At 69.0% G+C, this 25,770-nt stretch carries 23 protein-coding genes; 10 read left to right on the top strand and 13 right to left on the bottom strand.

Translation table 11 applies throughout. The features are described 5' to 3' along the window. Positions 1–27: 27 nt before the first annotated feature. A complete protein-coding gene (locus tag FFS72_RS09300; RefSeq protein WP_137873657.1) occupies positions 28–531 on the bottom strand; it encodes a DUF2505 domain-containing protein in 504 nt (167 codons plus the stop codon). Between FFS72_RS09300 and FFS72_RS09295 the strand changes: the two genes are divergently transcribed. Continuing rightward, positions 530–1,642, top strand: coding sequence for a UDP-N-acetylmuramate dehydrogenase (locus FFS72_RS09295; protein ID WP_137873656.1), 1,113 nt, complete (start codon positions 530–532; stop codon positions 1,640–1,642). The two genes, FFS72_RS09300 and FFS72_RS09295, sit on opposite strands and share 2 nt — an antisense overlap. A gap of 70 nt (positions 1,643–1,712) precedes the next feature. After that, positions 1,713–2,945 carry a L,D-transpeptidase gene (locus FFS72_RS09290; RefSeq protein WP_137873655.1) on the top strand — a complete coding sequence of 411 codons (1,233 nt, stop codon included), beginning with the start codon at positions 1,713–1,715 and terminating at the stop codon, positions 2,943–2,945. A 27-nt stretch (positions 2,946–2,972) separates the two neighbouring features. Here FFS72_RS09290 and FFS72_RS09285 read toward each other — a convergent pair whose 3' ends face one another. The 4 genes from FFS72_RS09285 to FFS72_RS09270 all read right to left on the bottom strand — a co-directional run bounded on the left by FFS72_RS09285 (position 2,973) and on the right by FFS72_RS09270 (position 8,198). After that, entirely contained in the window at positions 2,973–4,007 is a 1,035-nt protein-coding gene (locus FFS72_RS09285) for a DUF2804 domain-containing protein (RefSeq protein WP_137873654.1), read from the bottom strand. A gap of 2 nt (positions 4,008–4,009) precedes the next feature. Continuing rightward, the gene (locus tag FFS72_RS09280) at positions 4,010–4,753 is read right to left on the bottom strand and encodes an SDR family NAD(P)-dependent oxidoreductase (RefSeq protein ID WP_137873653.1); all 744 of its coding nucleotides are present in this window, start codon (positions 4,751–4,753) and stop codon (positions 4,010–4,012) included. Positions 4,754–4,836: 83 nt separating this feature from the next. Beyond that, complete coding sequence (locus FFS72_RS09275; RefSeq protein WP_249353207.1) at positions 4,837–7,254, bottom strand: arylsulfatase; 2,418 nt, start codon at positions 7,252–7,254, stop codon at positions 4,837–4,839. Continuing rightward, positions 7,254–8,198 (bottom strand): TauD/TfdA dioxygenase family protein, encoded by a 945-nt coding sequence (locus tag FFS72_RS09270; protein WP_137873652.1) that lies wholly within the window; start codon positions 8,196–8,198, stop codon positions 7,254–7,256. Before FFS72_RS09270 ends, FFS72_RS09275 begins: the two co-directional genes overlap by 1 nt. A gap of 538 nt (positions 8,199–8,736) precedes the next feature. Here FFS72_RS09270 and FFS72_RS09265 point away from each other — a divergent pair. From FFS72_RS09265 to FFS72_RS09245, 5 genes are all read left to right on the top strand, one after another. Further along, complete coding sequence (locus tag FFS72_RS09265; protein ID WP_249353206.1) at positions 8,737–10,020, top strand: ROK family transcriptional regulator; 1,284 nt, start codon at positions 8,737–8,739, stop codon at positions 10,018–10,020. Beyond that, the gene (locus tag FFS72_RS09260; protein ID WP_249353205.1) at positions 10,017–11,615 is read left to right on the top strand and encodes an ABC transporter substrate-binding protein; all 1,599 of its coding nucleotides are present in this window, start codon (positions 10,017–10,019) and stop codon (positions 11,613–11,615) included. The genes FFS72_RS09265 and FFS72_RS09260 overlap by 4 nt, the downstream gene beginning before the upstream one ends. Before the next feature lie 19 nt (positions 11,616–11,634). Continuing rightward, positions 11,635–12,594, top strand: a complete 960-nt coding sequence (locus FFS72_RS09255) for an ABC transporter permease (RefSeq protein WP_137873651.1) — start codon at positions 11,635–11,637, stop codon at positions 12,592–12,594. A gap of 38 nt (positions 12,595–12,632) precedes the next feature. After that, positions 12,633–13,496 (top strand): ABC transporter permease, encoded by an 864-nt coding sequence (locus tag FFS72_RS09250; RefSeq protein ID WP_137873722.1) that lies wholly within the window; start codon positions 12,633–12,635, stop codon positions 13,494–13,496. An 88-nt stretch (positions 13,497–13,584) separates the two neighbouring features. Continuing rightward, complete coding sequence (locus FFS72_RS09245; RefSeq protein ID WP_137873650.1) at positions 13,585–15,234, top strand: dipeptide ABC transporter ATP-binding protein; 1,650 nt, start codon at positions 13,585–13,587, stop codon at positions 15,232–15,234. 10 nt (positions 15,235–15,244) lie between these two features. On the opposite strand, the gene FFS72_RS09240 is transcribed toward FFS72_RS09245, so the two are convergent. Both FFS72_RS09240 and FFS72_RS09235 read right to left on the bottom strand, forming a co-directional pair. Continuing rightward, entirely contained in the window at positions 15,245–15,637 is a 393-nt protein-coding gene (locus tag FFS72_RS09240) for a PaaI family thioesterase (protein ID WP_137873649.1), read from the bottom strand. A gap of 21 nt (positions 15,638–15,658) precedes the next feature. Next, the gene (locus tag FFS72_RS09235; RefSeq protein WP_137873648.1) at positions 15,659–16,516 is read right to left on the bottom strand and encodes a class II glutamine amidotransferase; all 858 of its coding nucleotides are present in this window, start codon (positions 16,514–16,516) and stop codon (positions 15,659–15,661) included. A gap of 303 nt (positions 16,517–16,819) precedes the next feature. On the opposite strand from FFS72_RS09235, the gene rsgA reads away from it, so the two are divergent. Continuing rightward, a complete protein-coding gene (gene rsgA, locus FFS72_RS09230; protein ID WP_137873647.1) occupies positions 16,820–17,935 on the top strand; it encodes a ribosome small subunit-dependent GTPase A in 1,116 nt (371 codons plus the stop codon). On the opposite strand, the gene FFS72_RS09225 is transcribed toward rsgA, so the two are convergent. The 6 genes from FFS72_RS09225 to FFS72_RS09200 form a co-directional block, all read right to left on the bottom strand. After that, positions 17,925–18,953: a tocopherol cyclase family protein gene (locus FFS72_RS09225; RefSeq protein ID WP_137873646.1), complete on the bottom strand. Its 1,029-nt coding sequence runs from the start codon at positions 18,951–18,953 to the stop codon at positions 17,925–17,927. The two genes, rsgA and FFS72_RS09225, sit on opposite strands and share 11 nt — an antisense overlap. A gap of 134 nt (positions 18,954–19,087) precedes the next feature. Next, positions 19,088–19,954 (bottom strand): Ig-like domain-containing protein, encoded by an 867-nt coding sequence (locus tag FFS72_RS09220; protein ID WP_137873645.1) that lies wholly within the window; start codon positions 19,952–19,954, stop codon positions 19,088–19,090. Between the two features lie 15 nt (positions 19,955–19,969). After that, complete coding sequence (locus tag FFS72_RS09215; protein WP_137873644.1) at positions 19,970–20,557, bottom strand: hypothetical protein; 588 nt, start codon at positions 20,555–20,557, stop codon at positions 19,970–19,972. A 74-nt stretch (positions 20,558–20,631) separates the two neighbouring features. Further along, positions 20,632–21,345 carry a hypothetical protein gene (locus tag FFS72_RS09210; protein ID WP_137873643.1) on the bottom strand — a complete coding sequence of 238 codons (714 nt, stop codon included), beginning with the start codon at positions 21,343–21,345 and terminating at the stop codon, positions 20,632–20,634. Between the two features lie 529 nt (positions 21,346–21,874). After that, positions 21,875–22,831, bottom strand: a complete 957-nt coding sequence (locus tag FFS72_RS09205; RefSeq protein ID WP_137873642.1) for a LysR family transcriptional regulator — start codon at positions 22,829–22,831, stop codon at positions 21,875–21,877. 218 nt (positions 22,832–23,049) lie between these two features. Then, on the bottom strand, positions 23,050–24,009 hold the full coding sequence (locus FFS72_RS09200; RefSeq protein ID WP_137873641.1) for a TauD/TfdA dioxygenase family protein: 960 nt from the start codon (positions 24,007–24,009) through the stop codon (positions 23,050–23,052). Between the two features lie 159 nt (positions 24,010–24,168). Here FFS72_RS09200 and FFS72_RS09195 point away from each other — a divergent pair, with 159 nt between their 5' ends. Further along, complete coding sequence (locus FFS72_RS09195; RefSeq protein WP_137873640.1) at positions 24,169–24,822, top strand: TetR/AcrR family transcriptional regulator; 654 nt, start codon at positions 24,169–24,171, stop codon at positions 24,820–24,822. 29 nt (positions 24,823–24,851) lie between these two features. Beyond that, the gene (locus FFS72_RS09190) at positions 24,852–25,679 is read left to right on the top strand and encodes an alpha/beta fold hydrolase (RefSeq protein ID WP_137873639.1); all 828 of its coding nucleotides are present in this window, start codon (positions 24,852–24,854) and stop codon (positions 25,677–25,679) included. The last annotated feature ends 91 nt before the right edge of the window (positions 25,680–25,770 follow it).

The raw sequence follows: 25,770 nt of genomic DNA, 5'->3' as shown, positions 1-25,770 counted from the left end.
AGTCGGGCAGATTACATGTTTGTGCGGTTACTCACGAAGGCTCAGCCACCCGGACGTGAACGCATCCTCGTGTTCGAAGATCTCGGCGATCCGGTCGGCGATCACCGCCTCGACCTTGCCGCCGATTAGCGGAAGCGGAACCCGCACCTCGCCGTCGAGCGCGACAGTGGACCCGGTGCCCGCAGGCGACAGGGTCACCGTGCCCGTCAGTTCGCCCGGCAGCCCCGTCACCCGCGCGGTGACGGTGCCGGTCGCGCGCTCCCCGTCGAGCTCCTGCCACGCTTCGGTGCGCACGATCTCGAGATCGCCCGGCCGAATCTTCGTCACGACCGCCGGCAGATGTTCGGCGGGGATCGACTGCGTCATCTCGACGGACACCGTGCCGTCGCCGACCTCGATCCGGTCGAGGCGGGCGTTGTCGCCGCCGACCTCGGCGATCCGATCGCGCCAGTATCGTTCGTCGGTCAGCGCGGCGTGCACGTCGGTGACCGACTGTGGGTAACTGACCGAATGCGGAATACGGCGCGCCATGTTCGGCACGCTACCGTGTCCACCCGTGCGGGTAGCGGAGGACGTGGCAGCCGAGTACGGCGCCGAACTGGACATGGACACGCCGATGTCGCAGCTGACGACGCTGCGTGTCGGGGGTCCTGCGCACGCCATGCTGACCTGCCGCTCCACCGACACGCTCGTCTCCGTCGTCCGTGCCCTCGATGCTGCGCGGGTGCCCGTGCTGATCCTGGGTGGCGGATCCAACCTGCTCGTCGACGACTCCGGGGTCGACGCGGTCGTCGTCCGGGTCGCGAACGACGCCATCCGGCTCGACGGTGAGGTGGTGTCCGCCGAGGCAGGCGCTGTCTGGGACGAGGTCGTCGCGCGCTCGGTGGCAGGGGGACTCGGCGGGCTCGAGTGCCTGGCCGGGATCCCGGGGTCCGCGGGCGCGACACCCGTGCAGAACGTCGGTGCCTACGGCGTCGAGGTGTCGTCGCTGCTTCGGCGGGTGCAGTTGCTCGACCGGGCGTCGGGGGAGGTGCGCTGGGTGCGGCCCGACGCACTCGGACTGGGCTATCGCACCAGCATGCTCAAGCACACGGACACCGCCGTCGTCCTCGCCGTCGAGTTCACCGCGACCGAGGACGGGCTCAGCGCGCCCCTGCGCTACCGGGAACTGGCATCCGCGCTCGGCGCGGCCGAGGGTGAGCGTCGCCGCGCGGCGGAGGTGCGCGAGGTGGTTCTCGGGTTGCGCGCGGGCAAGGGCATGGTCCTCGACGGGGCCGACCACGACACCTGGAGTGCGGGCTCCTTCTTCACCAATCCGGTGGTCCCGGACGGGCAGTTGCCCGCGGTGTTGGACGCGATCTCGGCGCGGGTGGGTGACGTCCCGGTTCCGCAGTTCCCCGCGGACGGCGGCGTCAAGCTGTCGGCGGGCTGGTTGATCGAGCGCGCGGGATTCGCCAAGGGGTATCCGGGTCCCGCTGCGGCGGCCCGGTTGTCGACGAAGCACACGCTGGCGTTGACGAATCGCGGCGCCGCGTCTGCGGGTGACGTGCTGGCACTCGCTCGCGAGGTGCGGGCCGGGGTGCAGGACGCGTTCGGTGTGCGGTTGGAGCCGGAACCGGTGACGGTCGGCTGCACGGTCTGAACCGTCGTCGCGCCGGGTATCCCCAGGTTGTGACGCCGAGCACACCTGCGGCGTCGGTACCGTGGAGTGCGTGGCTATACGGGGTAAACGGACGAATCGGACACGCGGGCGGGCTGTCCTCGCACTGCTGGCACTGCTGACCGCGCTGGTCGCGCTGATCGCGGGCTGCTCCAACGGCGGCGCCGCCGGGCCGGTCGCGCAGCAGGAACCCGACGCCACGGTCACCGTCACCCAGGAGCCGGCCGTCGGCGCATCCGATGTCGCACCCTCCGCGCCGGTCAGCGTCACCGCGTCCGGCGGAACCCTGCAGAACGTCGCGCTCACCAGCCCGGCGGGCAAGGTCGTGCAGGGCACGCTGTCGTCGGATCGGAGCACGTACACCGTCACCGAACCGCTCGGCTACGGCGCCACCTACACCTGGTCCGGGACCGCCGTCGGCACCGACGGCGCCACCACCCCGGTCGACGGGTCGTTCACGACGGTCGAGCCGGAGTCCGTCACCTCGGTGACCACCTACATCGCGGACGGGCAGGAGGTCGGCATCGCCGCCCCCGTCATCCTCAAGTTCGACGCGCCCGTCGCGGACAAGGCTGCAGTCGAGAAGGCCCTGTCCATCACCACCAACCCGCCGACCGTCGGGTCGTGGGCGTGGCTCGCCGACGACGGCGGGTCCCGTGTGCACTGGCGTCCGAAGAGCTACTGGACGCCGGGAACCACCGTCCACGTCGCAGGCAACCTGTACGGCACGGACTACGGCGATGGCGCGTACGGAGAGTCCGACTTCACCCTCGACTTCACGATCGGCCGCAGCCAGATCGTGAAGGCCGACGCCACCAGCCACCGCATGCAGGTGGTCCGGGACGGCGCGACGATCATGGACATTCCCGTCAGTTACGGCGAAGGCAACGAGGATCGCAACGTCACTCGCAGCGGCGTGCACGTCGTCACCGAGATGCACGAGGACTTCCTGATGTCGAACCCGCCGTACTACGAGAACGTCCGCGAACGCTGGGCGGTGCGGATCTCGAACAACGGCGAGTTCATCCACGCGAACCCCGCGACGACCGGCGTCCAGGGGTCGGCGAACGTCACCAACGGGTGCATCAACCTGTCGCTGTCCGACGCCGAGGAGTACTTCGGGACGGCGATGTACGGCGACCCCGTCGAGGTGACCGGCACCCGCATCGACCTGTCGCCCGCCGACGGCGACATCTACGACTGGGCGTTCGACTGGGAGACCTGGAAGTCGATGTCCGAACTGCCCGCAGGCAACGACACGGCCGCCGCCCTCCCCGCCCCCTGACACCCCTCACCCTGGGGTGAAGGGGGATCACCAGCGGTTGCGGACCTGTTCGGCGAACCCGAGCAGGTCGCGGACCTCGACGCGACTGCCGTCGTCCAGGACGACGCTGCCGGAGTAGCGGCCGAACACCTGGTGCTGGATCGACGCGAGGACCTTCAGGTCGGTCGTCGCGGCGCGGTCGAGGATCGGCGTGAACGTCATCTCGAAGCGTCCGTCGTTGCTGGTGAAGGTCCAGTCCGAGTCGTCGTACGGGCCGCCGTCGTCGGTTCCCGGCGGCAGGTGGAACGTCACCGCGTCGAGCTTGTGGGCGACCCCGCCGACGAAGACGATGTTCTCGGTGGCGGCGGAGGTGTCACCGAATCCGTACCCGATGTTGAAGCCGAACGGCCTGCCGTCGACGACACCGGATGCCGAACCCCAGTACCAGGTGTTGTCGTACGTCCACACGCCGCGACCCCAGTCGAAGACGCCGAACGCGCTGTCCGGCTCGAAGCGGACGGACTGCTCACCGACGGTGATCGTGCCGCTCGCGGGCAGGCAGTTGATCTTCTGGTTGTAGTAGAACGCTTTGGGCGCGTCGGGGAACGGGGTCGCGATCACCATCCGGTCCATCGACGGCTGCGCGAGGACCAGTTCACCGTGCAGGCCGCGGCCGTCGTCGAAACCGGGATGGTCGACGGTGAGGATGCGGCCCGCCGCGGTGTGCCGGTACTCGATCCGCAGCCCGCGGTGCGCGGCCAGGACGTCGCCGGTGTCCGCGCTCGCGGGCAGACGCATCCGCCCCAGTGGGAACGGCGTGATCACGTTCTCGGTGACCTCGGTGCGTGCAGCGAAGTCCAGCCACGACACCCCCAGCAGACCCATGTACCCGTTGTCGGCGACGGTCAGCGCCAGCCCGTGATCCGGGGTCAGGACGCAGTAGTAGTCCCATTCCTTGATGCGCAGCCGGCTCGCGGCGACAGCACTCCGGTCGTACCGGCGCACCTCGGACCTGGACCAGCCGGCCTGCCCGAGTCGGCCGTGCCCGTCGAGGAGGTCGCCGGGCGTCAGTTCGCGCTGCACGGCTAGGCGCGGGAGAACCGGCCGGCCGACGCCTGGTCGCGTGGCTTCATGACGATCTGGTCGAGATTCACGTGCGAGGGTCGGGTCGCGACGAACCCGATCACCTCGGCGACGTCGGCTGCGACGAGCGGGGTGATGCCCTCGTACACCTTCGCGGCGCGCTCTTCGTCGCCGTCGAAACGGACGAGGGAGAACTCGGTCTCGACGGCGCCGGGCGCGATTTCGGTGAGCCGCACCGGTTGCCCGAGGAGTTCGCCGCGCAGTGTGCGGTGCAGCACGGCCTGGGCGTGCTTGGCGGTGGTGTAGCCGGACCCGTTGTCGTACGCCTCGAGCGCCGCGACGGACGTGATCGTGATGATCAGTCCGTCGCCGGACGCGATCAGCTTGGGCAGCAGTGCCTTGGTGACGCGCAGGGTGCCGAGGACGTTGGTTTCCCACATCCAGCGCCAGTCGTCGAGGTCGGCGTCGAGGACGGTGGACAGGCCCTTGGCGCCGCCCGCGTTGTTGACCAGGACGTCGACGCGCGGCAGGACCGCGGCGAACGCGTCGACGGAGTCCTCGTCGGTGACGTCCAGTTCGAGTGCGGTGCCGCCGATGTCGTTCGCGAGGCGTTCGAGGCGGTCGAGGCGGCGGGCGCCGACGACGACGTGGAAGCCCTGCGCGGCGAGCGTCCGGGCGGTGGCCTCGCCGATTCCCGAGCTCGCTCCGGTGACGACGGCGACTTGTGCATCAGGCGAAATGGTCATGTCCTCACCCTAGGCGGCTCCGCCGCTCGTGCGCGGTTCACGGGTCTGGAGACCCCGGAAAACGCACGAGCGGCGCAGGTGCCTCAGTCGGCCGCGAACTCGGCCTCACGCTCGATCGCCTCGACCGCCGCGGGCGGGACACCGATCGGGCCAGGGGAGTAGGTCACTGCCGTCAAGCCGCCCGTGTAGCGGAACGGTCCGCGACGCTCGCGCAGATCCCACGACACCGGCCCGCGGGCGTCGACCCCGACCGAGATGCCGGTCCACGGCGCCATCCCGACGAGCTGCACCTGTCCGAGCAGTTCGGCGGCGGGAGCGCCGTCGACACGGATGGTGAAGTCCCACCGCAGGCGCGGAGCCACGACAGCGGACACCTCCACCACCCGGGCACCGGTCGGCAGCGGTCCGGCGTCGACGGACGTGTAGCGGCCGTAGCTGTTGACACCGAACACCAGATGTCCGTCCTCGACGTACAGCAGGTAGCCGCCCTGCGGATCGCCGTGCGCGACCAGGACGCCCTCGTCGCCGGGCGCGAAGCCTGCGGAGCTGCCCCCTTCTGCGCCGGGCGCGAAGCCTGCGGAGCCGCCCCCTTCTGCGCCGGGCGCGAAGCCTGCGGAGCCGCCCCCTTCTGCGCCGGGCGAGTACCCGGAGAGCTCGACGCGAATGTCGAAGTCCCGAAAAGAGATCAGCTTCGACGAGCGGTACCGCTCCAGCGTCGGTGTGCCGGGCAGGATGCGAACCGGCCGCGCGAGCGCCGCCTCGGCCGGCCTGCGCGTGAACAGGGCTGCCGGGGTGATCAGCGGGAACACGGTGTTCGCCCACGCCGAGTCGTCCCAGGCGGCGGCCAGCTCGGCGACCTTCTCCGGGTACCGGTCCGCGACGTCGTGGATCTCGGTGGGGTCGGTGCGGACGTCGAACAGTTGCCACTGGGGCCGGTCGACGTCCAGTCCCGGATGGAGGGCGAGCAGCTTCCAGCCGTCCCGGTAGAAGCCGCGGTTACCCACCATCTCCGTGTACTGCTCGGTGTGGTCGCTGGCGGCGGAGGGGTCGCGGAGCAGGGCAGACGCGTCGACCCCGTCGAACGTCTTGACGGGCAGGCCCTTCCGCTCGGTGGGCACGGTGACCCCGGCGAGGGTGAGCAGCGTCGGAGCGAGGTCGGTGACGTACGCGAACTGGTCCCGGACGCCGTTGTCCTCGGACCCCCTGGGCAGCCCCGCAGGCCACGACAGCACGAACGGCACGCGGACACCGCCCGCGAACGACTGGCCCTTGTAGAACCGGAACGGGGTGTTCGACACCTGACCCCAGCCGCGCGGGTAGTGCACGCCCAGCTTCGCGGACCCGATCAGCTCCTCGTCGTGCGGCACGTCCCGAACCCAGTCGGGATCCGGGACGCGCGCGAACTCCGCGAAGTAGCTGCGGGTGCCCTCGGCTCCGCCCTCTGCGGTGCCACCGTTGTCGGACGTGAACACGACGATGGTGTTGTCGAGTTCGCCGAGTTCCTCGATGGTGTCGAGGATGCGGCCGACGGACTGGTCGACCGAGTCGACCATCGCCGCGTAGACCTCCATGTACCGGGCGAATCGTTGCTGCTGTTCGTCGGACAGCGACTCCCAAGCGGGGACGTCGTATCCGGGTTCGGAGTTGCGGGGTGCGGCCTGTGTGCCCTCGGGGAACAGCTCCTGCGCCAGCTGGGCGGCGAATCGCTTCTCCCGCACCGTGTCCCAGCCCGCGGCGTACCTTCCCCGGTACTTGGCGATGTCGGAGTCCTTGGCCTGCAACGGGCCGTGCATCGCGACGTGTGCGAAGTAGAGGAAGAAGGGTTTGTCGGGCTCGTGGGCGCGCAGGTCCTGCAGGTAGGAGACGGCCTTGTCGGTGAGGTCGTCGGTCAGGTAGTAGCCCTCGGGGTACTCGTCGACGTCGACGGCGGAGTTGTCCGACACCAGCTGATTCGGGTGGAAGAACGAGTTCAGTCCCTCGAGCGACCCGTAGTAGCGGTCGAACCCCCGCTGCGTCGGCCACGAGTCGCGATTGCCTCCAGGTCGAATGTTCGTGTCCCGCACCAGATGCCACTTGCCGACGGCGTACGTCGCGTACCCGCCTGCGCGTAGGATCTCGGGGAGCGTCTGGGTGTCGTCGGACAGTTCCAGTCGCAGTCCGGGGAATCCGGGATCGGCGTTCGCGACGAAGCCGTATCCGGCCCGGTGCGGGTTGACGCCGGTCAGCAACGCTGCGCGCGACGGTGAGCACAGCGGTGTCGTGTGGTAGTTCGACAACCGAACACCCGAGGCGGCGAGACGGTCGAGGTTGGGCGTGTCGATCTCGGATCCGAACGGTCCGATGTCGCTGTATCCCATGTCGTCGATCACGATGACGACGATGTTCGGGGACCCCGGCGTGGCCGAGTTCTCCTCGGGCCACGACGGGATCGAGTCGTCGGCGGTGCGGGCGATGCGGCCGGTGAAGCCCTCGTAGCCCCGGGCGTGTGATGGAACGGTCATCAGGCGTCGGCCAGGACGGGGTTGTCGATGGACGAGAAGTGCGAGGCGTCGCCCGTGACGATCCTGCTGCGTTCGCCGTGGATGTTCACCGGTACGTCGCCGGCGAGGGTGATCCGGGTGAGGCGACGACGCTGGCCGTCGTAGTCGTCGATGGCGTAGTGCTGCGTCGCGCGGTTGTCCCAGATCGCGACGTCTCCGGCCTCCCAGTTCCAGCGAGTCGTGTTCTCCAGCTTGGTGACTCGCGCCTGGAGGAGCTGGAAGAGTGCCAGGGACTCGCTGGTGGAGAGGCCGACGAAGTTCTTGATGAAATGTCCGAGCAGCAGGGTGCGTTCACCGGTCTCGGGGTGCACACGGACCACGGGGTGCTGCGTCTCGTAGTAGGTCGACTGGAACTCGCGACGGTATTCCTCGGTGTTCGAGTCCAGTGCCTCCGTCGTCTGGGACGAGTAGTCGTAGACGTTCGTGTGGGTTGCCCACAGGTTCTCGACGAGGGCCTTGAGTGGTTCCGGCAGCGATTCGTAGGCGGCGGTGCTCGACGCCCACGTGGTGGAGCCGCCGTAGGTGGGGAGTACCTCGGCACGCAGGATCGATGCCTTCGGGATCCGGTCGACGAAGGTGACGTCGGTGTGCCAGCTGTTGGCGCGGCCGTACTCGGAGTCGATCGGGAGGATCTTCTCGCCCTTGGAGGTGACGGTCGGATGCGCGGTGGTCGGGTCGCCGAGCAGCCGGGCGAACTCGTACTGCGACTCCTCGGTCAGGTGGTGCTGGCCGCGGAAGAAGATCACCTTGTGCTCGAGCAGTGCCTTGCGAACCAGTGCCACACCGGCCGGGTCGAGGTCGCCGCCGAGAGTGATGCCGTCGATTCGGGCACCGATGTGTGCGCCGAGTTTGGTGACGGTCGGCGCGGCGGTCGCACTGGGGTTGGAGGCGAAATCGATGGACATGGTGGACCTTTCGTCGTCGCGGTGGGCGCTGGCTTCGTGTCATGCAACCGGAGGGCCGGAGTGCGGGACAGGGTTACGGTCACCGTGATTCGTTTCCCCGGGCGGCGGGGAGAATGTAGAAGCCGGTATTTCCCCTCCGGCTCCGGGGAATGGGTCCCGGCATTTCCCCTCCGCGCCGGGGGAATGTGGCGGGCATTTCCCCTCCAACGCAGGAGAATTCGACTGATTCCCCCGTCTTGTCGGGAGATTCCACGGGGTGCTACCTTGTCGCCATGACTTCCGGCCGGCCTTCCCCCTTGCGGGTCACGTACGTGACTGCCGCACTGGGCTCGCGCCTGCCTCTTGCGCGGGAACTCTGTTGTTCCCCCCGCGGTATCTGTAGCTGATCACGCTGCCGCACTCCTCCGCACGTCGCCTCCCGTAGGGAGTGGTGACGTGTCGGAGTCGATTCGGTTCCGCTCCCGGTAATCGGGGGTGGTCGGCAGCGTTCCTCCACCGTGTCGGCATGTCCCTTCCGGGACGAAGCGCAAGGAACCCTGTGACCATCACTGCCCTGACTTCGATCACCCATCCCCGTCCGACCGTTCGCCGCGCCCCCCGCGGCGCCGTACGTCGCCCCGCGACGTCGGCGCAGGTCGTGCCCCCCGCGCTGCGGATTTCGGACGTCCCCGCCGCCGCGGTGTTTCGGGTTGCCTGCGCACAGGGCCCCATCTCCCGCGACACCGCGGCGAAGGCGACGGGGCTCAGCACCGCGACGGTCAACCGCCAGGTCGCGGCGATGCTGGGGGAGGGGTTGCTGCGTGAGCGGGCGGACCTGACGGCGTCCGGCGTCGTCGGACGTCCGCGAGTGCCGTTCGAGGTCAACCACGAGCCCTACCTGACCGTCGGCGTCCACATCGGGGCGCTGGTGACCGGGATCGTCGCCGGTGACCTGCGGGGACGCATCCTCGGTTCGGTCGAGATCCCGACGCCGTCCGGCCATCAGGATCTCGCACTCGCGCAGATCACCCGCAGTGCCCGACTCTTCCTCGGCCGCTGGCATCGTCGCCGGCCCCTGTGGGTCGGTGTCGCACTCGGCGGCCGGGTGGACGCCGCTTCGGGTCGTGTCGACCATCCGCGCCTGGGCTGGTCGGATGCACCGGTCGGTGACATCATCGGTGGAGGGCTCGGGCTACCGGTGTCGGTGGCGGGCCATGTCGAGGCGATGGCTGCGTCCGAACTGCTTCTCGCTCCCCACCGTCCCGGAGACAATGCCAACGCGGGCACCAGCCTGTACTTCTACTCACGCGAAACAGCCGGGGTCGCACTGACACTCGACGGACGCGTGCACACTCCGTCGAGCGGACCCGGCTCCATCGCACACCTTCCGACCGGCTCGGACGTGCGGTGCGCATGCGGCGCTCGGGGGTGCCTCGAGGCGACCGTCAGTGACCGGGCGGTCACCGACGCCGCGCTCGCGGCGGGAATCGTGGACTCGCGCGACGCCGGGATCAGCGGCGTGTACCGCGCCGCCTCGTCCGGTTCCCTCGCGGCGCACGAACTGCTGGTCGAGCGGGCACGGGTGCTCGGGCGGACGGCGGCGATGCTGCACGACCTGTTCAACCCGGACCGCGTCATCCTCGGCGGTCAGGCGTTCACCGAGTATCCGGCAGCGGTGCCGCACGTCGCGGAGTCGTTCGCCCGGACATCGCGATTGGCGCGCAAGGACATTCGTATCACCGGCTTCGGCAACCGAGTCCAGGAGTTCGCGGCGGGCGTCGTTTCGCTGAGCGCCCTGCACTCCGATCCCCTCACCTCTATTCGAAGGACTTCCGTTCAGTGAGCAAGACATCGCTTCATGTGGCCCTCGACCGGCGCACCTTCTTCCGCGGCGCCGGCCTCACCGCCGTCGCCGTCCTCGGGACCGGGCTGCTCGGTGCCTGCTCGTCCGCCGTCGAGGAGCAGAGCGCAGGCGCGGCCGGGACGTCCGAGCCCGTACGAGGAGGCACCCTCAAGGCCGGGATCGGCGAGGACGTCCTGCCTGCGACGTTCCTGACGAACACGTCGGGTGCGACGACCGTCATCGGGCTGGCCTACGACAGCCTCATCTCCTACCCGCACGACAAGGTCGAGCCGCAGCCCAGGCTCGCGACCGGGTGGACGCCCGCCCCCGACGGCTTGTCGCTGGCGCTCGATCTGCGCGACGACGTCACCTTCCACAGCGGTCGCCCGTTCACGTCGAAGGACGCCGAGTTCTCGATCCGTACCTACGCGGACCCGAAGTGGACCGCGCAGCTGCGCAGCACGGCGGCGGCGATCACCGCCTTCGACACCACCGATCCGCACCGACTCGTCCTGACCTTCGCGCATCCTCTCGGCAACATCTTCGACCTGCTCGACACCGTTCCGATCCTCGACAGCGAGACCATCGACAAGCTCACCGCCGGTGAGGCATTCATCGGAACCGGGCCGTTCAAGCTGACAGCCCGGGTGCCGAGCACCTCGCTGACGTTCGAGCGCAACGAGAACTACTGGATCCCCGAACGGCCCTACCTCGACCGTGTCGAGGTGGCGATCATCCCCGACGCGCAGGCCCTGCTGAGTTCCCTCAAGTCCGGCCAGGTCCAGCTCGTCAACGGACTCAACTACCGTGACATCGAGACGATCGGCAAGACGGCCGGATACCAGGCGATTCCGCTCGAAGGCGCCGAACTCCAGGTGTACGTCGGCACGAACGTCACCAACCCCGCGCTGTCCGACGTGCGGGTGCGCAAGGCGATCGCACATGCGCTGGACCGCGAGCGCATCGTGAGCGAGGTGTTCCGGAGCTCGGGCTACCCGGTGAACCTGCCCTGGCCGAAGTCCTCACCCGCGTACGACGAGGCCCGCAACTCCACCTACGCGCGGGACGTCTCGAAGGCCAAGCAGGTCCTCGCGGAATCCGTTGTGGCCGTGCCGAACCTGACGCTGTCTTACGCCGCGGGCAATCCGTTCTACGAGGCGACGGCGCAGATCGTGCAGGCGAACCTCGCCGAGATCGGCATCCAGACGACGCTCGATCCGCAGGAGTACGCGTCGTTCGTCAAGAACCTGATCGGTGCCCAGTTCCCGGGCCTGTGGGTGACCTTCCACTCGTGGGCGCAGTACGTGCCGTCGACGCTGACGGTCAGTGCCTACCCCTTCAATGCACGGAAGAACGCGTCCCGCTTCGACAGTCCCGCGTACGTCGCGGCCGCGGACGCCGCGTGGAAGGTGCCGGACGGCTTCGGTGATCAGGCGATCGCCGCGTACGGGGCAGTCAGCGATCAGCTGCTGGAGAACCTGTTCCTCATCGAGATCGGCGTCATCTACAACCAGTACGCCGCAGCGGCGGCCGTCCAGGACGTCGGGTGGACGAAGCGGTCCGAGATCCAGCTCACGGACACCTACCTGGCCTGATCCGAGAAAGGAGCCCGTCATGGTGCGCTATCTCGTGCATCGGGTGCCCTCCGCAGTCGCGGTCCTCGTGTTGGCCTCGCTGCTGATCTTCTTCGTCCTCCGACTCGTTCCGGGTGATCCGGCGACCACCCTCGCCGGTCCGGATGCCTCGCCGGAAGCGATTGCTGCCGTCCGGCATTCGCTGGGCCTCGACCGGTCGATCCCGGCCCAGTACGCGGCGTGGCTCGGCGACATGGTGACCTTCGACCTGGGGCGGTCCTACGTTCTCGGTGGCCAGATCGCCGACCTGGTCGGCGACGCCCTGCTCAACACGGTGGTACTGACGGTCGCCGCCCTGCTGCTCGCCGTCGTCGTCAGCCTGGTGCTGTCGGTCGCGGTCGTGGTGTGGCCGACGCGATGGCTGACCGGCATCGTCGCGGCCTTCAACACCCTGGCCGTGGCGCTGCCGACGTTCGTCACCGGTGTCCTGCTGGTGCTGGTGTTCGCGGTGCTGCTCCCGCTGCTCCCCGCAGGCGGTGTTCCCCCGGACGGGTTCCTCGCCCGGCCGGACATCTCGGTGCAGTACCTCGCACTGCCGACCGTCTGCCTCGGCCTGCCGGTCGCCGCCGCCCTCACCCGATTCCTCACCGAGGCGCTGCGCACCGAGATGCGGCAGCCGTACATCCTCACCGCACGGGCACTCGGGGTGTCGCGGTGGAACCTGGTGACCCGCAGCGCACTGCGCAACGCGTTGCCGACGATGCTGACCATCCTCGGCCTGCAAACCGGGCAGCTCCTCGGCGGCGCGGTGCTCGTCGAGGCGATCTTCGCGTGGCCCGGCATCGGGCAGTTGATCGAGCAGGGCATCAGTCGGCGCGACTACCCCGTCGTGCAGGTGCTGCTGCTGATCGCGGTGTCCGTCTTCGTGATCGTCCAGCTCGTCACCGATGTCGTGCACGCCTACCTGGATCCCCGGATCCGGATCGGAGGATCGTCGTGAGCGTGCCGGAGACGAAGGTCGACGCGGTTACCTCGGTGATGGACACGGTCGTCGCGGCGGACCGGACGGTGCCCGATCCGCCGCGACGCCGACGGCCCGTCGTCACCGCCCTGACCCGAGGTCAGGGGCTCGTCGGTGTGCTGCTGCTTGCCGGTGTCGTGATCGCGGGGCTGCTGGCGCACTGGATCGCGCCGTTCGATCCGAACGCCCAGATCCCGGGTGCGAACCTCCTCGGGCCGAGCGCCGAACACTGGTTCGGCACCGACGAGGTCAATCGGGACGTGTACTCCCGTGTCCTGCACGGGATCCGGATCAACCTGCAGATCATTCTGATCGCAGTGCCGATCGGTGCACTCGTCGGCTCGCTGCTCGGCCTGATCTCCACGCTGCATCCCGTCACCGACGTCGTCGCGCAGCGGCTGTTCGACGTGGTGCTCGCGTTCCCCGCGCTGATCCTGGCGATAGCGCTGGCGGCGATCGTCGGTCCCGGCGCACTGACCGTCGGCATCGTCATCGTCGTCGCGGAGATCCCGATGTTCGGCCGCACCGTCCGAACCCAGGTACTCAGGATCAGGGAGCTGCCGTACGTGGAGGCGGCCGAGGTGATCGGCGCGTCACGCTGGTGGACGCTGCGCACCCATGTGCTGCCCAACGCCTCCGAACCGTTGGCGGTGCAGCTCGCGCTGTCGATGTCGGTGGCCGTGTTCGTCGAGTCCGCGATGAGCTTCATCGGCATCGGCGTCCGCCCACCCGAACCGTCACTGGGGTCGATCGTCGCCGACGCCGTCCCGAACCTCGATGCCAACCCCATGTTCGCGATCGGCCCCCTCGCCGTCATCGCGGCACTGGTGCTGGGGTTCCTGTTGATCGCCCAGGCACTCGGCTCCGCCCGGCGCACCTGACCCTGCCTACCTTCCTGAATGGCCCACCCATTCAATCCAACTGAATGAATGGGCCATTCAGGAGAACCCTCGACAGGAGTACACGACGATGACCGAGAAGATCCTCGACATCGAGAACCTCACCATCCGGTTCGGCCCGGACACCGATCCGGTGGTCACCGAGCTCGACCTCGTCGTCGGGGCGGGCGAGATCGTCGCCCTGGTGGGCGAGTCGGGGTCGGGCAAGTCGATGACGGCGAAGGCCGTGCTCGGTCTGTTGCCCGACGGCGCCGCAGCCACCGGCTCCATCCGGCTCGGCGGCGACGAGATCGTCGGCACCACGGAGGCCGACCTCGCCCGACTGCGCGGCACCCGTGCGGCGATGGTCTTCCAGGAACCGCAGACCGCGCTCAACCCGGTGCAGAAGGTCGGCTGGCAGATCGCGCAGGCGCTGAAGGCGCGCGGGAAGATCTCGCGCGCCGACGCCCGCGCCCGGGCGGTCGAGTTGTTGCGGTTGGTCGAGATTCCCGACCCCGAACTGCGCGTCGACTGGTACCCGCATCAGCTGTCCGGAGGGCAGAAGCAGCGCGTAGTTATCGCGCTCGCCTTGTCGGGGAACCCGGACCTCCTGATCGCCGACGAGCCGACGACCGCGCTCGACGTCACGGTGCAGGCCGAGATCCTCACGCTGCTGCGTTCCCTGCGCGACGAGCGGGGCACCGCGATCCTGCTGATCACCCACAACATGGGGGTGGTGGCGGACATCGCCGAGCGGGTTGCGGTGCTGCGCCGCGGGAAGCTGGTCGAGGAGCGTGCGGTGCACGATCTGTTCACCGCCCCACGGGAGCGGTACACGAGGCAATTGCTGGCCGCTGTCCCTCGCCTGCCCGACGGCAATGTGGAGGTGGCGGAGGTCGCGGCGTCGGCGGAGACGCCGGTGCTGTCGATCCGCGACCTCGACGTCGTGTACCCGGCGAGGCTGGGCAACAAGGAGTTCCACGCGTTGCACTCGGTGAGTCTCGACGTCGCGGCGGGTGAGGTGCTCGGTCTGGTGGGGGAATCCGGTTCCGGCAAGACCACTCTCGGCAGGGCTGCGCTCGGCGTCGTCACGGCGACGTCGGGGGCGGTCACCGTGGATGGCGTCGACCTGACGACGGTGTCCGCGCGCGAACTACGGGCATTGCGGCGTGGTGTCGCGCTCGTGCACCAGGATCCGGCGGCGTCGCTCGATCCCAGGCGGAGCATCGCGGACTCGATCGGGGAGCCACTCGTCGTGCATCGGGCGGCGTCCGGAGCGTTGCTGCGCACGCGGGTCGAGGAACTGCTCGACTCGGTGCGCCTGCCCCGGGCGTTCGCCGACCGCCGGCCGTCGGAACTGTCCGGTGGTCAGCGTCAGCGGGTCGCGCTGGCCCGGGCACTGGCGTTGGCGCCGCGACTGCTCGTCGCCGACGAACCGACGAGTGCGCTGGACGTCTCGGTGCAGGCGGAGGTGCTGGACCTGTTCGCCGACCTGCGGCAGGAGTACCGCTTCGCGTGCCTGTTCATCAGCCACGACCTCGCGGTCGTTCATCAGGTCGCCGACCGGGTGGCGGTGCTTCGTCGCGGCGAGGTGGTCGAGACCGGATTCACCGCAACGGTTTTCGGTAGTCCTCGCGACGAGTACACCCGCGGACTGCTCGACGCAGTGCCGCTGCCGGATCCGGAACTGCAGCGCCGACGTCGGACGCCGGACGCGGTGGCCTTGTCCGCGGTCGGCTGACGCAGGGCGTTCAGGTCGCGAGCACGGCCTGCGATTGGGTCACCTGCGCCACGAGGCGCCCCTCGTCGTCGCGGACCTCGACGGACACCGCGATCGTGGAGCGTCCGACGTGCAGTGGGCGCGCGGTCGCAGTGACGGTGCCGCCGCGAACGCCGCGGGTGAACACGGCGTTCGAACTCGTCGTCGACGTCATGGCGCCGGGCGGGAGGTTGAGGAACGCGCAGACGGCGCCCACGCTGTCCGCCAGTGTCATCACCGCGCCGCCGTGCAGCGCGGCGCCTGCGGTGGTTCGGTGGTCGTCCCAGTCGAGGGTCCCGACCGTCTCCTCGGGCCCGGCGGCGGTGAGCGCGACCCCGGTGTGTACGGCGAACGGCATCGAGGCCAGCAGATCGTCGAGGTTCATGGGTCCGATGGTAGGGCGGGATCAGTGTCCCGCCTGTGAGGCCGCGGCGGTCGGATTCAGGTCCGCCATCGTCAGCGGATGCGCGGGCGGGTGGTCGACGACGACCGTGCGGGTGACGGTCAGGTCCGCGGCGACGTGCAGTAGTTCACCCGGTGCGAGTGGACTCCAGCCGGGGTTCTCGTCCATCGGTTCGCTGGCCACCACCACGGCGGGCGCGGTGGCCAGGTCCCCGGACCGCACGCGGACGGTGCCTGCCGCGCTCGCGTGTTCGAGGTGACGGCCGGCGTCGCCGCCGCGCTCGAGGACGAACAGCTGGTGGGTGTCGGGGTAGCGCACCGCCCACATCTCGGACGCGGTGGTCAGTACGAGGTTCGCGGCGAGCACCGGCAGTTCGTCGGCGACCCACCGCAGCGCCTCGCCGATGCCTGCGGTGACGTCGCCGCACGCATCGACGTGCTTGGTGATCAGGGCGAACAGGCGTTCGGAGTCGGTGTCGCCGCGGACGAGCGAGAGGTACGGCCCGAGCTCGGCGTCCAGCTTCGGCAGATCCTCGAGGACGCCGTTGTGCGCGAAGATTCGGTCGCGCTGGGTGAACGGGTGCGTGTTGGCGTCGGTGAGTCCGCCGGTCGACGCATAGCGGATGTGTGCGACGAAGGTCGTCGACTCCCGTTCGCGTGCCTCGGTTGCGAACGCCGGATCCTGGTAGGCGGCAAGTGGCTGCTTCTCGATCAGGGGCTCACCGCTCTCGGTGAAGGTGCCGAGGCCGGTGCCGTCCGGTTCGCGCCTGCTCTGCGCGGCGAGGCTGTCGGAGGCGTCGAGTAGCCAGAACGTGGCCCGCACCCGGGCCGGTGCACTGGACATCGCGAAGAGCCGGCACATGTCTCCACGGTAGAGGCGGCTCCGCCGCAATGGTGGCTTTTCGGATGCGGATCCCCAAGATCCGGCGCCCGAAAAGCGGTTGCCGAGGCTGTTAGCGTGTTTGTAGTGGGACTGCTGGAGTCCGCTGCTATCGAGACCGATCGAGGTGGGTTGATGACTGTCGTGGTGACGGCTGCCGTGTGCAGCGCCCGGATCATCCCCACTTCCCGGGCCTCGTCCTGATCCACACCTGCCGTTCTCTGCCCCGGCGGAGTTCTCGGGTGTGCGTGTGTCCGGCGAGGCCCCTTCACGAAGGTCTCCGTCTTGATTTACGAATCTTCTTCCGAGTACACCACTTTCACAACTCCTGAGCGCGCCTCGACTCTCGCCGATCACGGCTGGGACGCCGAACGTGACCGCTCCTTCGCTCACTTCCGCGCGGACGGGCTGGTGCCCGGCCGCATCGTGCGGGCGGAGCGCGGCCTGTGCGATGTCGTCACCGGGTCCGGCCCGATTCGGGCGACGGTTCGTCGCCCGTCTGACACCGAGGACCGGCTGACGCCGTGCACCGGTGACTGGGTCGCGGTCCGACCGGCCACCACGACCGACTCCGCCGCCGTCGAGGAGGTTCTGGAGCGGCGGACCGCCGTGGTTCGCTCCAGCGCGTCGCGCACCTCCGACGGCCAGGTCCTGGCCACGAACGTCGACACCGTCGCGGTGGTCGTTTCCCTCGCCGACCCGGTCCGGCACGGGCGGATCGAGCGAATGCTCGCTCTGGCCTGGGAGAGCGGCGCCACCCCGGTGGTGGTGCTCACCAAGGCCGACAGGTGCGCCGACCCCGATGCGGCGGCGGCCGAGGTGACCGCGGTGGCCCCGGGGGTCGAGGTGCTGGTCACCAGCGTCGCCACCGGCGTCGGCCTCGAGGCGCTCGTCGGAGCTCTCTGCGGGACGATCGTCCTGCTCGGTCCGTCGGGCGCGGGCAAATCCACCCTCGGCAACCACCTGTTGGGTGAGGATCGCCTGGCCACCGGCGCGGTGCGCGGGAGCGACGGCAAGGGCAGGCACACCACCGCGTGGCGTGAGCTCGTGCCGCTGCCGGCCGGTGGGGTCCTACTCGACACGCCGGGACTGCGCGGCGTTGGCCTGCACGAGGTCGAGGAGGGACTGGACCAGGCCTTCTCCGAGATCACCGAACTGGCGGGGGAGTGTCGGTTCTCCGACTGTGCGCACTCCGCCGAGCCGGGTTGCGCGGTCCTGGCCGCCGTCGAGGCCGGGCGGCTCACCCGGCGGCGCCTCGACAGCTACCACCGGCTGCAACGGGAGAAGGCGCACGCTGCCTCCCGCACCGACGCGCGGTTGCGCGCCGAGTTGGAGCGATCGAGGAAGCAGGGCGCACGCCTGATTCGAGACATCAAGAAGTCTCCGAACTTCAAGGTGTGACGGGACGGGCATCGGCTGCGTCGGGGTGTCGGCCCCGGCGCAGCACCTCCGCCTGCGCGCGGTCGAGGCCGCCGTGTTCGAGGCCCGCGAGACGGCTTGTACCGGACCAGAATTCGCGGCCGTCGCGCCTGACTCGCACCGTCATGTGCGCGCCGAGGTGCTCGATCGCGCCCGCGACGTTGCGGTGTTCGGTGGGTAGCGGGACAGGAAGGACATGCGCGCCGCGTAGGGGTCCGCTCCCGTCGATGTCGACGCTCCATCGGGCGCTGCGTGCCCGCAGGGTCCAGGTCTCGTCGGTGACGGTCGTACGCACCCGCGATGTCGGTGGGCACAGCCGCAGCACCCGGCCGTCGGGGAGTCGGACGACGACGGACGTCGCCTCGGTCCGCAGGGGTCCGACGTTCACGTCACCCCCGGCGAAGGCGACGCAGGCGACCGGCTCATCGAAGGCCTGTGCCTGGCCCCACCACCAGGATTCGGGGAATCCGCCCTTGCCCCAGTTCTTCTCGGCGTACACCTGCGCGCCGTCCAGGTCGACCTGCCGGTCGCCCAGGATCGCGACCCCGTCGGCTGTGCCGCCGAGCAGCCAGGGATGCCAGTACTGGTTGAGGGCGGGGATCGAGTGAAAGACGCTGGAGCCACCGAACATCCGGTGCGGCCACGGTGCGGCATCGGTGACCACCACGTCCAGTCGGGCGTCCGGTCCCAGGTCGACGCGCAGGCTGCCGCTGTCGCCGAGAAACGCGCCACCGGCGCTCGCGCCGAGCGTGTGGCTGTCGGCGTCGGCGATCGGGTGGGCGGTGGTCCGGAGGAATCCGTGCGGGTGGCCGGCGAGTCCGAGGGTGGCCCAGTGCCCGGTGGGGGAGCGGTTCACGCCGCACAGTGCGATCACGACGGTGCCGTCGGGGCGGGTGAAACGCCAGAAGTAGCCTTCCATCGCCACGCCGTGCGCGCGACGCGGGTCGCCGAACGGGAGGTCGGCTCCCGTTCGGCGGTAGGCGTCCAGCAGACGCGGCATGCGTCCACGGTAGGCGCCTTCGCCCCGTGGCGCCCATCGTGGAGGGTTCCTCGGGGTTTCGATCCGCGCGACAGCGATGGGTCCGGGCTTCGGCGCCCGCGAAGGCGCGCGCCGAAGCCCGGTATCGGGGTGCCCTAGGAGCCGAAGCCGAGGAGGGAACCGAGGCTGCCGGAGCCGCCGGCGTCGGTGTCGCCTGCGGGCGCGACGGTGACGGTGGCAGTGGTGGTGGAGCCCTTGGCCGTGCCGGTGCCGGAGTAGTCCGCAGTGATGGTGCGCTGCCCGTGGGTGGCGGGGCTCCATGCGGTGGTGGCGGTGCCGTCGGCGCCGACGTAGACGGTTCCGATGACGGCCGTGTCGTCCTTGAACGTGACGGTGCCGCCTGCCGCTGCCGGGCTGACTTTCGCGGTCAGCGTGGTGGACTTGCCGATGGTGGCGCCGACGATCGGGTTCAGCGTGGTGCTGCTGACGAGCTTGGCGATGGTGAGGGAGGGACCGGTGGTGTCGTAGTAGCCGGCGCCGAGAGATCCGCTGTAGCTCATGCCGGTTTGAAGGCCGATGTCGCGAGAGCAGTCGCCACCGACCTTGTACCGGGTTGTGAGAGTGGCGGGTTCGGACTGCTTGACGATGACCCGGTAGCTGGTGGCGTTGAAGTCACCTGCCACGAAGCCCGGCTTGACCTCGAGGAAAGGCTCGACGGCGTTGCCGTTCATCGTGGCCGAGCCCGGGACGTAGGTCAGGCAGGTGGGGTGGTGATCCTTGACCCAGTCGAGTTTCTCGTCGGTGGAGTTACCTCGTTCGAATGTCGTCGTGACGGTGACGGTGTCGCCGACGGCGGGGGTTTCGTTGTCGATGGTACGAGTGAAATGGGAGTTTCCGTCCCACCAGTCGAGTGTCCGGGGGTCCGCGGTCGCGGTGCCGGTGCCCAGCAGGGCGACGATTCCGGCAGCGAATGCGGCGGTGGCGCCTGCGGCGACGATGCGGGTGGGTGCTCTGTATGTCATGGGTGTTCCTTCGTGTCAGGAGCCGAAGCCGCCGAGGAGGGAGTCGAGGCTGCCGGTGCCGCCGGTTCCGAGATAGCCGACGGTCACGTTGGGGCCCTTGTCGCCGTAGCTTCCTGGGCCGAGAGTCCCGAGGTACTCCATGCCTGCAGTCAGGCTTGCACCGCGGAGACAGTCGGCGCCGACCTTGTACTGGACGCTGAAGATGGGGGTTTCCGTCTGCTTGACGAACACCTGGTAGTCCGTGGCATTGAAGTCGCCCGCCACGAAGCCTGGCTTGATCTCGAGATACGGCTCGACGGCGCGGTCGTTCATCTTCGCCGAGCCCGGGACGTACGTCAGGCAGGCGTTGTGCAGGTCCTTCACCCAGATCAGTCGTTCGTCGGTCGAATTCGTTCGCTCGAACTTCGTCGTCACCGTGATGGTGTCGCCCGCGTTGGGGGTGGCGTTGCTGGCGGTTCGGGTGAAGCGGGTGTACCAGTCGTCCCAGGTGACAGAGGCGGTGGCGGCGCCCGCAATGCCCGTGCCGAGGGCGGCCAGTGCTCCGGCCGCGAATATGCTTGCCGCACAAGCGGCGACGCCGCGGAGGTGTGCTCGATGTGCCATGGGTGTTCCCTTTCGGTGGCGCGGCGCGACCACGCCTACGGGTTTGTTTTCAGGGGCGGAGTGGGAGGACCGCGCTAGCTGCCACCGAGGTTCCGAATGATCTTGGTGATGGTGTCGGCGGTGAAGTCCGACAGGGAACCGGTCGAGCTGAGCTGGCCTTCGGTGGAGCCGAGGCCGGCGCCGTCCATGCTTCCGAGCGTGGACTCACCCGCGTTCTTCTCTCGGACGGTGAAGCAGGCGGTCAGGTCGGTGATGGTCGTCCCGACACCGACGGTGCCACCGACAGCGGCGCCGCCGCTGAGGATGGACACACCGGTCTGGGCTCCGGCCGGGATCCGGTAGGTGAACTCGGCGGTCACCGGGTTGCCGGAATTGACGAACCATCCGGTGCTGTTGACGCTCCAGCTGCCGTCGTCGTTCTGGACCGGGGTGACGTCCTCGGTCTGCTGTCCGCCGGGGAAGTGATAGGCGGTGACCTTGGCCGTCGGCTTACCGAAGCCTGCCGGCGGGTAGTCCCAGATGGAGTTGACGTACGGATTCCCGATGCCGGTGGTGCCGACGACGATCTTGTAGGTGATGTCGGTCCCGGCGGCGGCCTCGGCCACGGTGCTCTTGTCGTACGTGTGGGTGACTCCGACGGTGCTCCAGTCCTGCTTCCACGACTGGCTGGACTGCTTGCAGTCCGGGTTCGCGGCGTTCGCGGTGCCGGCGCCGAATCCGAGGAGGACGGTCGGCAGGGTGGCCGCCGCCGCGAGTGCGGCGATACGACGAGCGAGCTTCGTCTGCATGGGATTTCCTGACTTCTCGTAGGGTGTGGTCGAGCCGTCAGCTGAGGGCCTGCAGGATCTTGACGATGTCGAGAATGGTTCCGATCGTGCTGATCGTGGCGGACAACGTGGCCATGAGGGCTCCTTGATTTCTTCCGATTCGATTGCCGCGGTGGAGGATCCGCCGCAGAGTGCTTCCGTCGCGATTCCCGACCGATGCGACGAGAAGAGGTGGACGACGTCGACTGGCTGCGAGTGGGAGTGACAGCCTGCCGATTCCGCGGCGGCGTTCACGGCAGGACGGGGCGTCGACAATTCCGGCCCAGCCGGGTCTGGCCGGCGCCGAGCGGCGTTGGTGGAAGTGTCGGTGATCGCGAGTGTCGGGTCGGGTTCGCGCAGGTCGGCGCTGGGTCACCAGGCGCGCGGCCTGGTGTGACCGGCGCGTACGTCAGGGGGATGTCCCTATCGGATGTCCGTACGAAAGGAGCCTAGGTTGGCGCCGCCGGGAACAGAAACACCCCTTTCCGGACGCATTGACAAGAATTCGTTGTCAGTACGGGATGAGGGTGGGCATCGTGCGCTCGGTGAGGTCGGGATCCTCCAAGCGATTGACCAGGTCCGGGCGCGCCTCTCGCACCTGCCGGGCGACCTCGACGAACGAGTGCACCAGCGCCGAGTCGGTGTCGCGGGACCACGCGACCGCGACCTCGCTCGGTGCCGCATCGGCGATCGGCAGGATCGTCACCCCCGGATAGGGGACCCAGCGCGCGGCCGCGACCGTCACCACGATGCCGACGCCTGCCGCCACTTTCTGGTACTCCTCGAGCAGCGTCGTCGAGCGCGAGACGACCCGTCCGGGCTTTCCGTCCCGATGCGCCTCGAACTCCCAGAAGGCATTCCACAACGGATCGGTGGACACCGCCCCGAACATGAGTTCGTCGATCAGGTCTGCCACGTCGACGCTGTCGCGATCGGCGAGAGGATGATCGGCGCGCACCATCGCGACCCGCGGCTCGGTGAACAGGTGCACGAACTCGACGCCGTCGGTCGTGAGTGGCCGCCGCACGAACGCCACGTCGACGGACCGGTCGTTCAGGCCGGCGGACGGGTCGTCGTAGTTGAACTGCCGCATCTCGATCGTCACCCCGGGGTGTCGATCGCGGAACGCCGACATGATCGGCTCGGTCAGGATCAGCGCCGCACCCTCCAGGAATCCCAGCACGAGGCGTGCGTTCTCGCTGCGCTGGAGCGAGCGTGCGCGTTCGGCGGCGGCGTCCATCGCCGCCAGCAGCGCGGCCGCGTCCTCGAAGAACGCGGCACCGGGAGCGGTGAGCGTCACGCTGCGGGTGGTGCGCGTCAGCAGCACGACGCCGAGGGTCTGCTCCAACTGCTTGATCTGCGCGCTCAGTGCCTGCTGCGCGATGTGAAGCTTCTGCGCGGCGCGGGTGAAGCTCAGCTCCTCGGCAACGGCGACGAAGTAGCGGAGTTGGCGCGTCTGGAGCTCCATGGCACGCGAGTGTAGGCGTACGTGGTCGGCGGGGACCGGTGATGCGCGGGATGCGCACCGGGACAAAGGGGGTCACCTTCCGGGGGTGTCCCCGATCCACGGGTCTCAGGCTCTGTTTCCGGCCGGGCCGGAGCGAAAGACCCTGGAACGGCCGCACATCCGAAAATGGACACGGTGGGCGCCCCGCGCACGCGGGACGCCCACCGTGTCCGCTTTCGTCAGGCGTCGAAGCCGGGGAAGCGGTCGGGGGTGTCGATCACCGAGAAGTGCGAGGCGTCGCCCGTGCGGATGCGGCTGGTGGCGCCGTCCACGGAGACGGGAACGTCGCCCGCGAGGGTGACCCGGTGCACGCTGCGCTTGTGCGTGCCGTAGTCGGCGATGCCGTAGTGCTGGGTGGCGCGGTTGTCCCAGATGACCAGGTCGCCGGGGGTCCAGGCCCAGCGCAGGGTGTTCTCGAGCCGGATGATGCGGTTCTGCAGCAGCTGGAACAGTGCCGCGGACTCGTCGTTCTTGAGTCCGATGAAGTTCTTCACGAAATGTCCGACAAGGAGGCTCTTCTCGCCGGTCTCGGGGTGGACGCGGACCACGGGGTGCTCGGTCTCGAAGACGGTGCGGGTGAACTCCTTCATCCGCTCGTCCCGCTCCGGTCCGCCGCGATCGGCGTGGACTCCCGCGTAGTCGTACTCGTTGCTGTGCACGGCCCAGAGGTTGTCGACGAGTGCCTTGAGCGGTGCCGGGAGCTGGTCGTAGGCGGCGGTGGTGGAGGCCCAGGTGGTGGCGCCGCCGTAGGGCGGGATGTTGACGGCCCGCAGGATCGAGGCCTTGGGGATGCGATCGATGAAGGTGACGTCGGTGTGCCAGCTGTTGGCGGCGCCCTCGATGACCAGGGTGCGGTTGTCCTCGGACGTCAGGGTGGGGTGCGTGGTGGTCGGCGAGCCCAGAGTGCGGGCGAACTCGTACTGGATGTCGTCGGTGAGGTGGTGCTGGCCGCGGAACACGACGACCTTGTTCGCGGCGAGGGCGTAGCGGATCGCGAACGCGGTCTCGGTGGAAATGTCCCCGTCGACGTGGACTCCCTCGATCAGGGCGCCGATGTTCTCGCCCAGCTTGGTGACGGTGATACCGCCTGCGGCGTAGATGTCGTGCGATGTTTCCGGTCGAATCTCGGTGGTGGTCAAGGCTTCTCCTCGGAGGATTGGGGGTCGCGGTTGCGGAGGTGCTACGCCGCTGTGTCGATGCGGACGAAAGTAATTGCGCGCTGTTAATTCGGGAACCGATGCGATCGCCGTGCGTAGATTCGTTGACCCCCATCGGTGCCGTCCGGTAGGGAAGCGGTCATGGTGACTCTCCAGTCCGCGCGGCGCGGCCGCTACAACGCGGGCGAACAGACCCGGATCCTGCTGATCGAGGCGGCGGAACGACTGTTCGCGCGCAGCGGCTACGAGAGTGTCACCCTCGCCGAGATACGCTGCGCTGCAGGGCAGGGAAACGCATCGGTGATCCGCTACTACTTCGGCTCGAAGGAAGACCTGCTGCGCGCGATCTTCGAACATCGGCTGCCCGCGATCAGCGCCGAACGGATGGGTCTCGTCGGCGAGATGCGGGCGGCAGGCGGTGCTCTGTCCACACGCGACGCCCTGTGGGCGGTGGTGCGGCCGCTCGTGTCGTGTCTGGAGAACGGGTTCCACTACGTCGGCCTGCTCGACCGATTGATGGACGCCGGGATCCTGGCGGATGCGTTCGCGACCGCGGACCCCTCGTTGACGGCGAGCGCGAAGACCGTCGACGAGGCTATGCGCGCCGCCCTTCCCGACCTCCCGGACCGTGTCCGCGGTGTCCGGATCCGCATGGTGTACGAGAGCGCACTGCGCACCCTCTCCCGGTACGACCGGGCCGGAACCGCACCGGACGGCGTCGAACTCGCCACGTTCGTCGACGTGTGGGACGGAATGCTGCATGCGGTGTCGCACCCGACAGGGGGCGGAACCTGACGGAGCTGCGGTCGCGTTACGGTGGCGGCATGGCTCTTCGCGAAGCGTACGGAATCGACGGCACCCCACTCGCCTACCGCGTCACCGGCATCGAGGACGGGCGTGCACTCGTGCTGCTGCACGGTTGGGCGCAGTCGATGAACTGCTGGGGATCGGGCGTCCTCGACGCCCTCGCCGCGAACTACCGGGTGATCGCCGTCGACCTGCGGGGTCACGGCTACTCGGGTGCGCCGGAGATCGGCTACGACGATTCGAAGATCTGGGCAGGCGACGTCGCCGCGATCCTCGCCGCGGAAGACATCACCAGTGACGCCGTTCTCGTCGGCTGGTCGTACGGCGGGCTCGTGATCGCCGACTACCTCTCGGAGTGCGGCACCGACGCCGTCGCGGGCATCGTTCTCGTCGGCGCGATCACGAGCATCGGCCGTGGCCAGCAGGGCGGCCGGGTCGGCACGGCGATGCGGGACGCGATGCCGGCGGCACTGTCGGAGAACCCCGGGGACGCGATCCGCGCCCTCGGCAGTTTCGGGACCGCGCTGACCGGTGACACCGAGGGCGTCGGCCCGCAGTCGCAGGCACTGTTCGGAGCGAGCCTGTCGACGCCGCCGCGGGTGCGGGCCGCCCTGTTCGGCCGCCAGGTCGCGCACGACGATCTTCTCGCCGCCCTCGACGTCCCGGCGCTCATCGTCCACGGCACCGCCGACCGGGTTGTCGACGTGTCCGCGGGCAGGCACGCGGCCGAACTGATCCCGAACGCGACCGCGTCGTTCTGGGAGGGCTGCGACCACGGCCCGTTCGTCGAGGACCCGGACCGCTTCGTCGCCGAGATCATCGCCTTCGTGAGCAGCCTCGGCTGACCCACGCCTGGCTGGCGCACCGGCTTCGATCGGCCGCCCTCGCGTGTTCACGGGAAGAGCCCCACCGGATGACTCCGGTGGGGCTCTTCGT

The sequence above is a fragment of the Rhodococcus sp. Q genome, from assembly GCF_005503035.1.
Classification (GTDB): Bacteria; Actinomycetota; Actinomycetes; order Mycobacteriales; family Mycobacteriaceae; genus Rhodococcus_G.
This window is presented reverse-complemented; position numbering and strand designations above follow the sequence as displayed.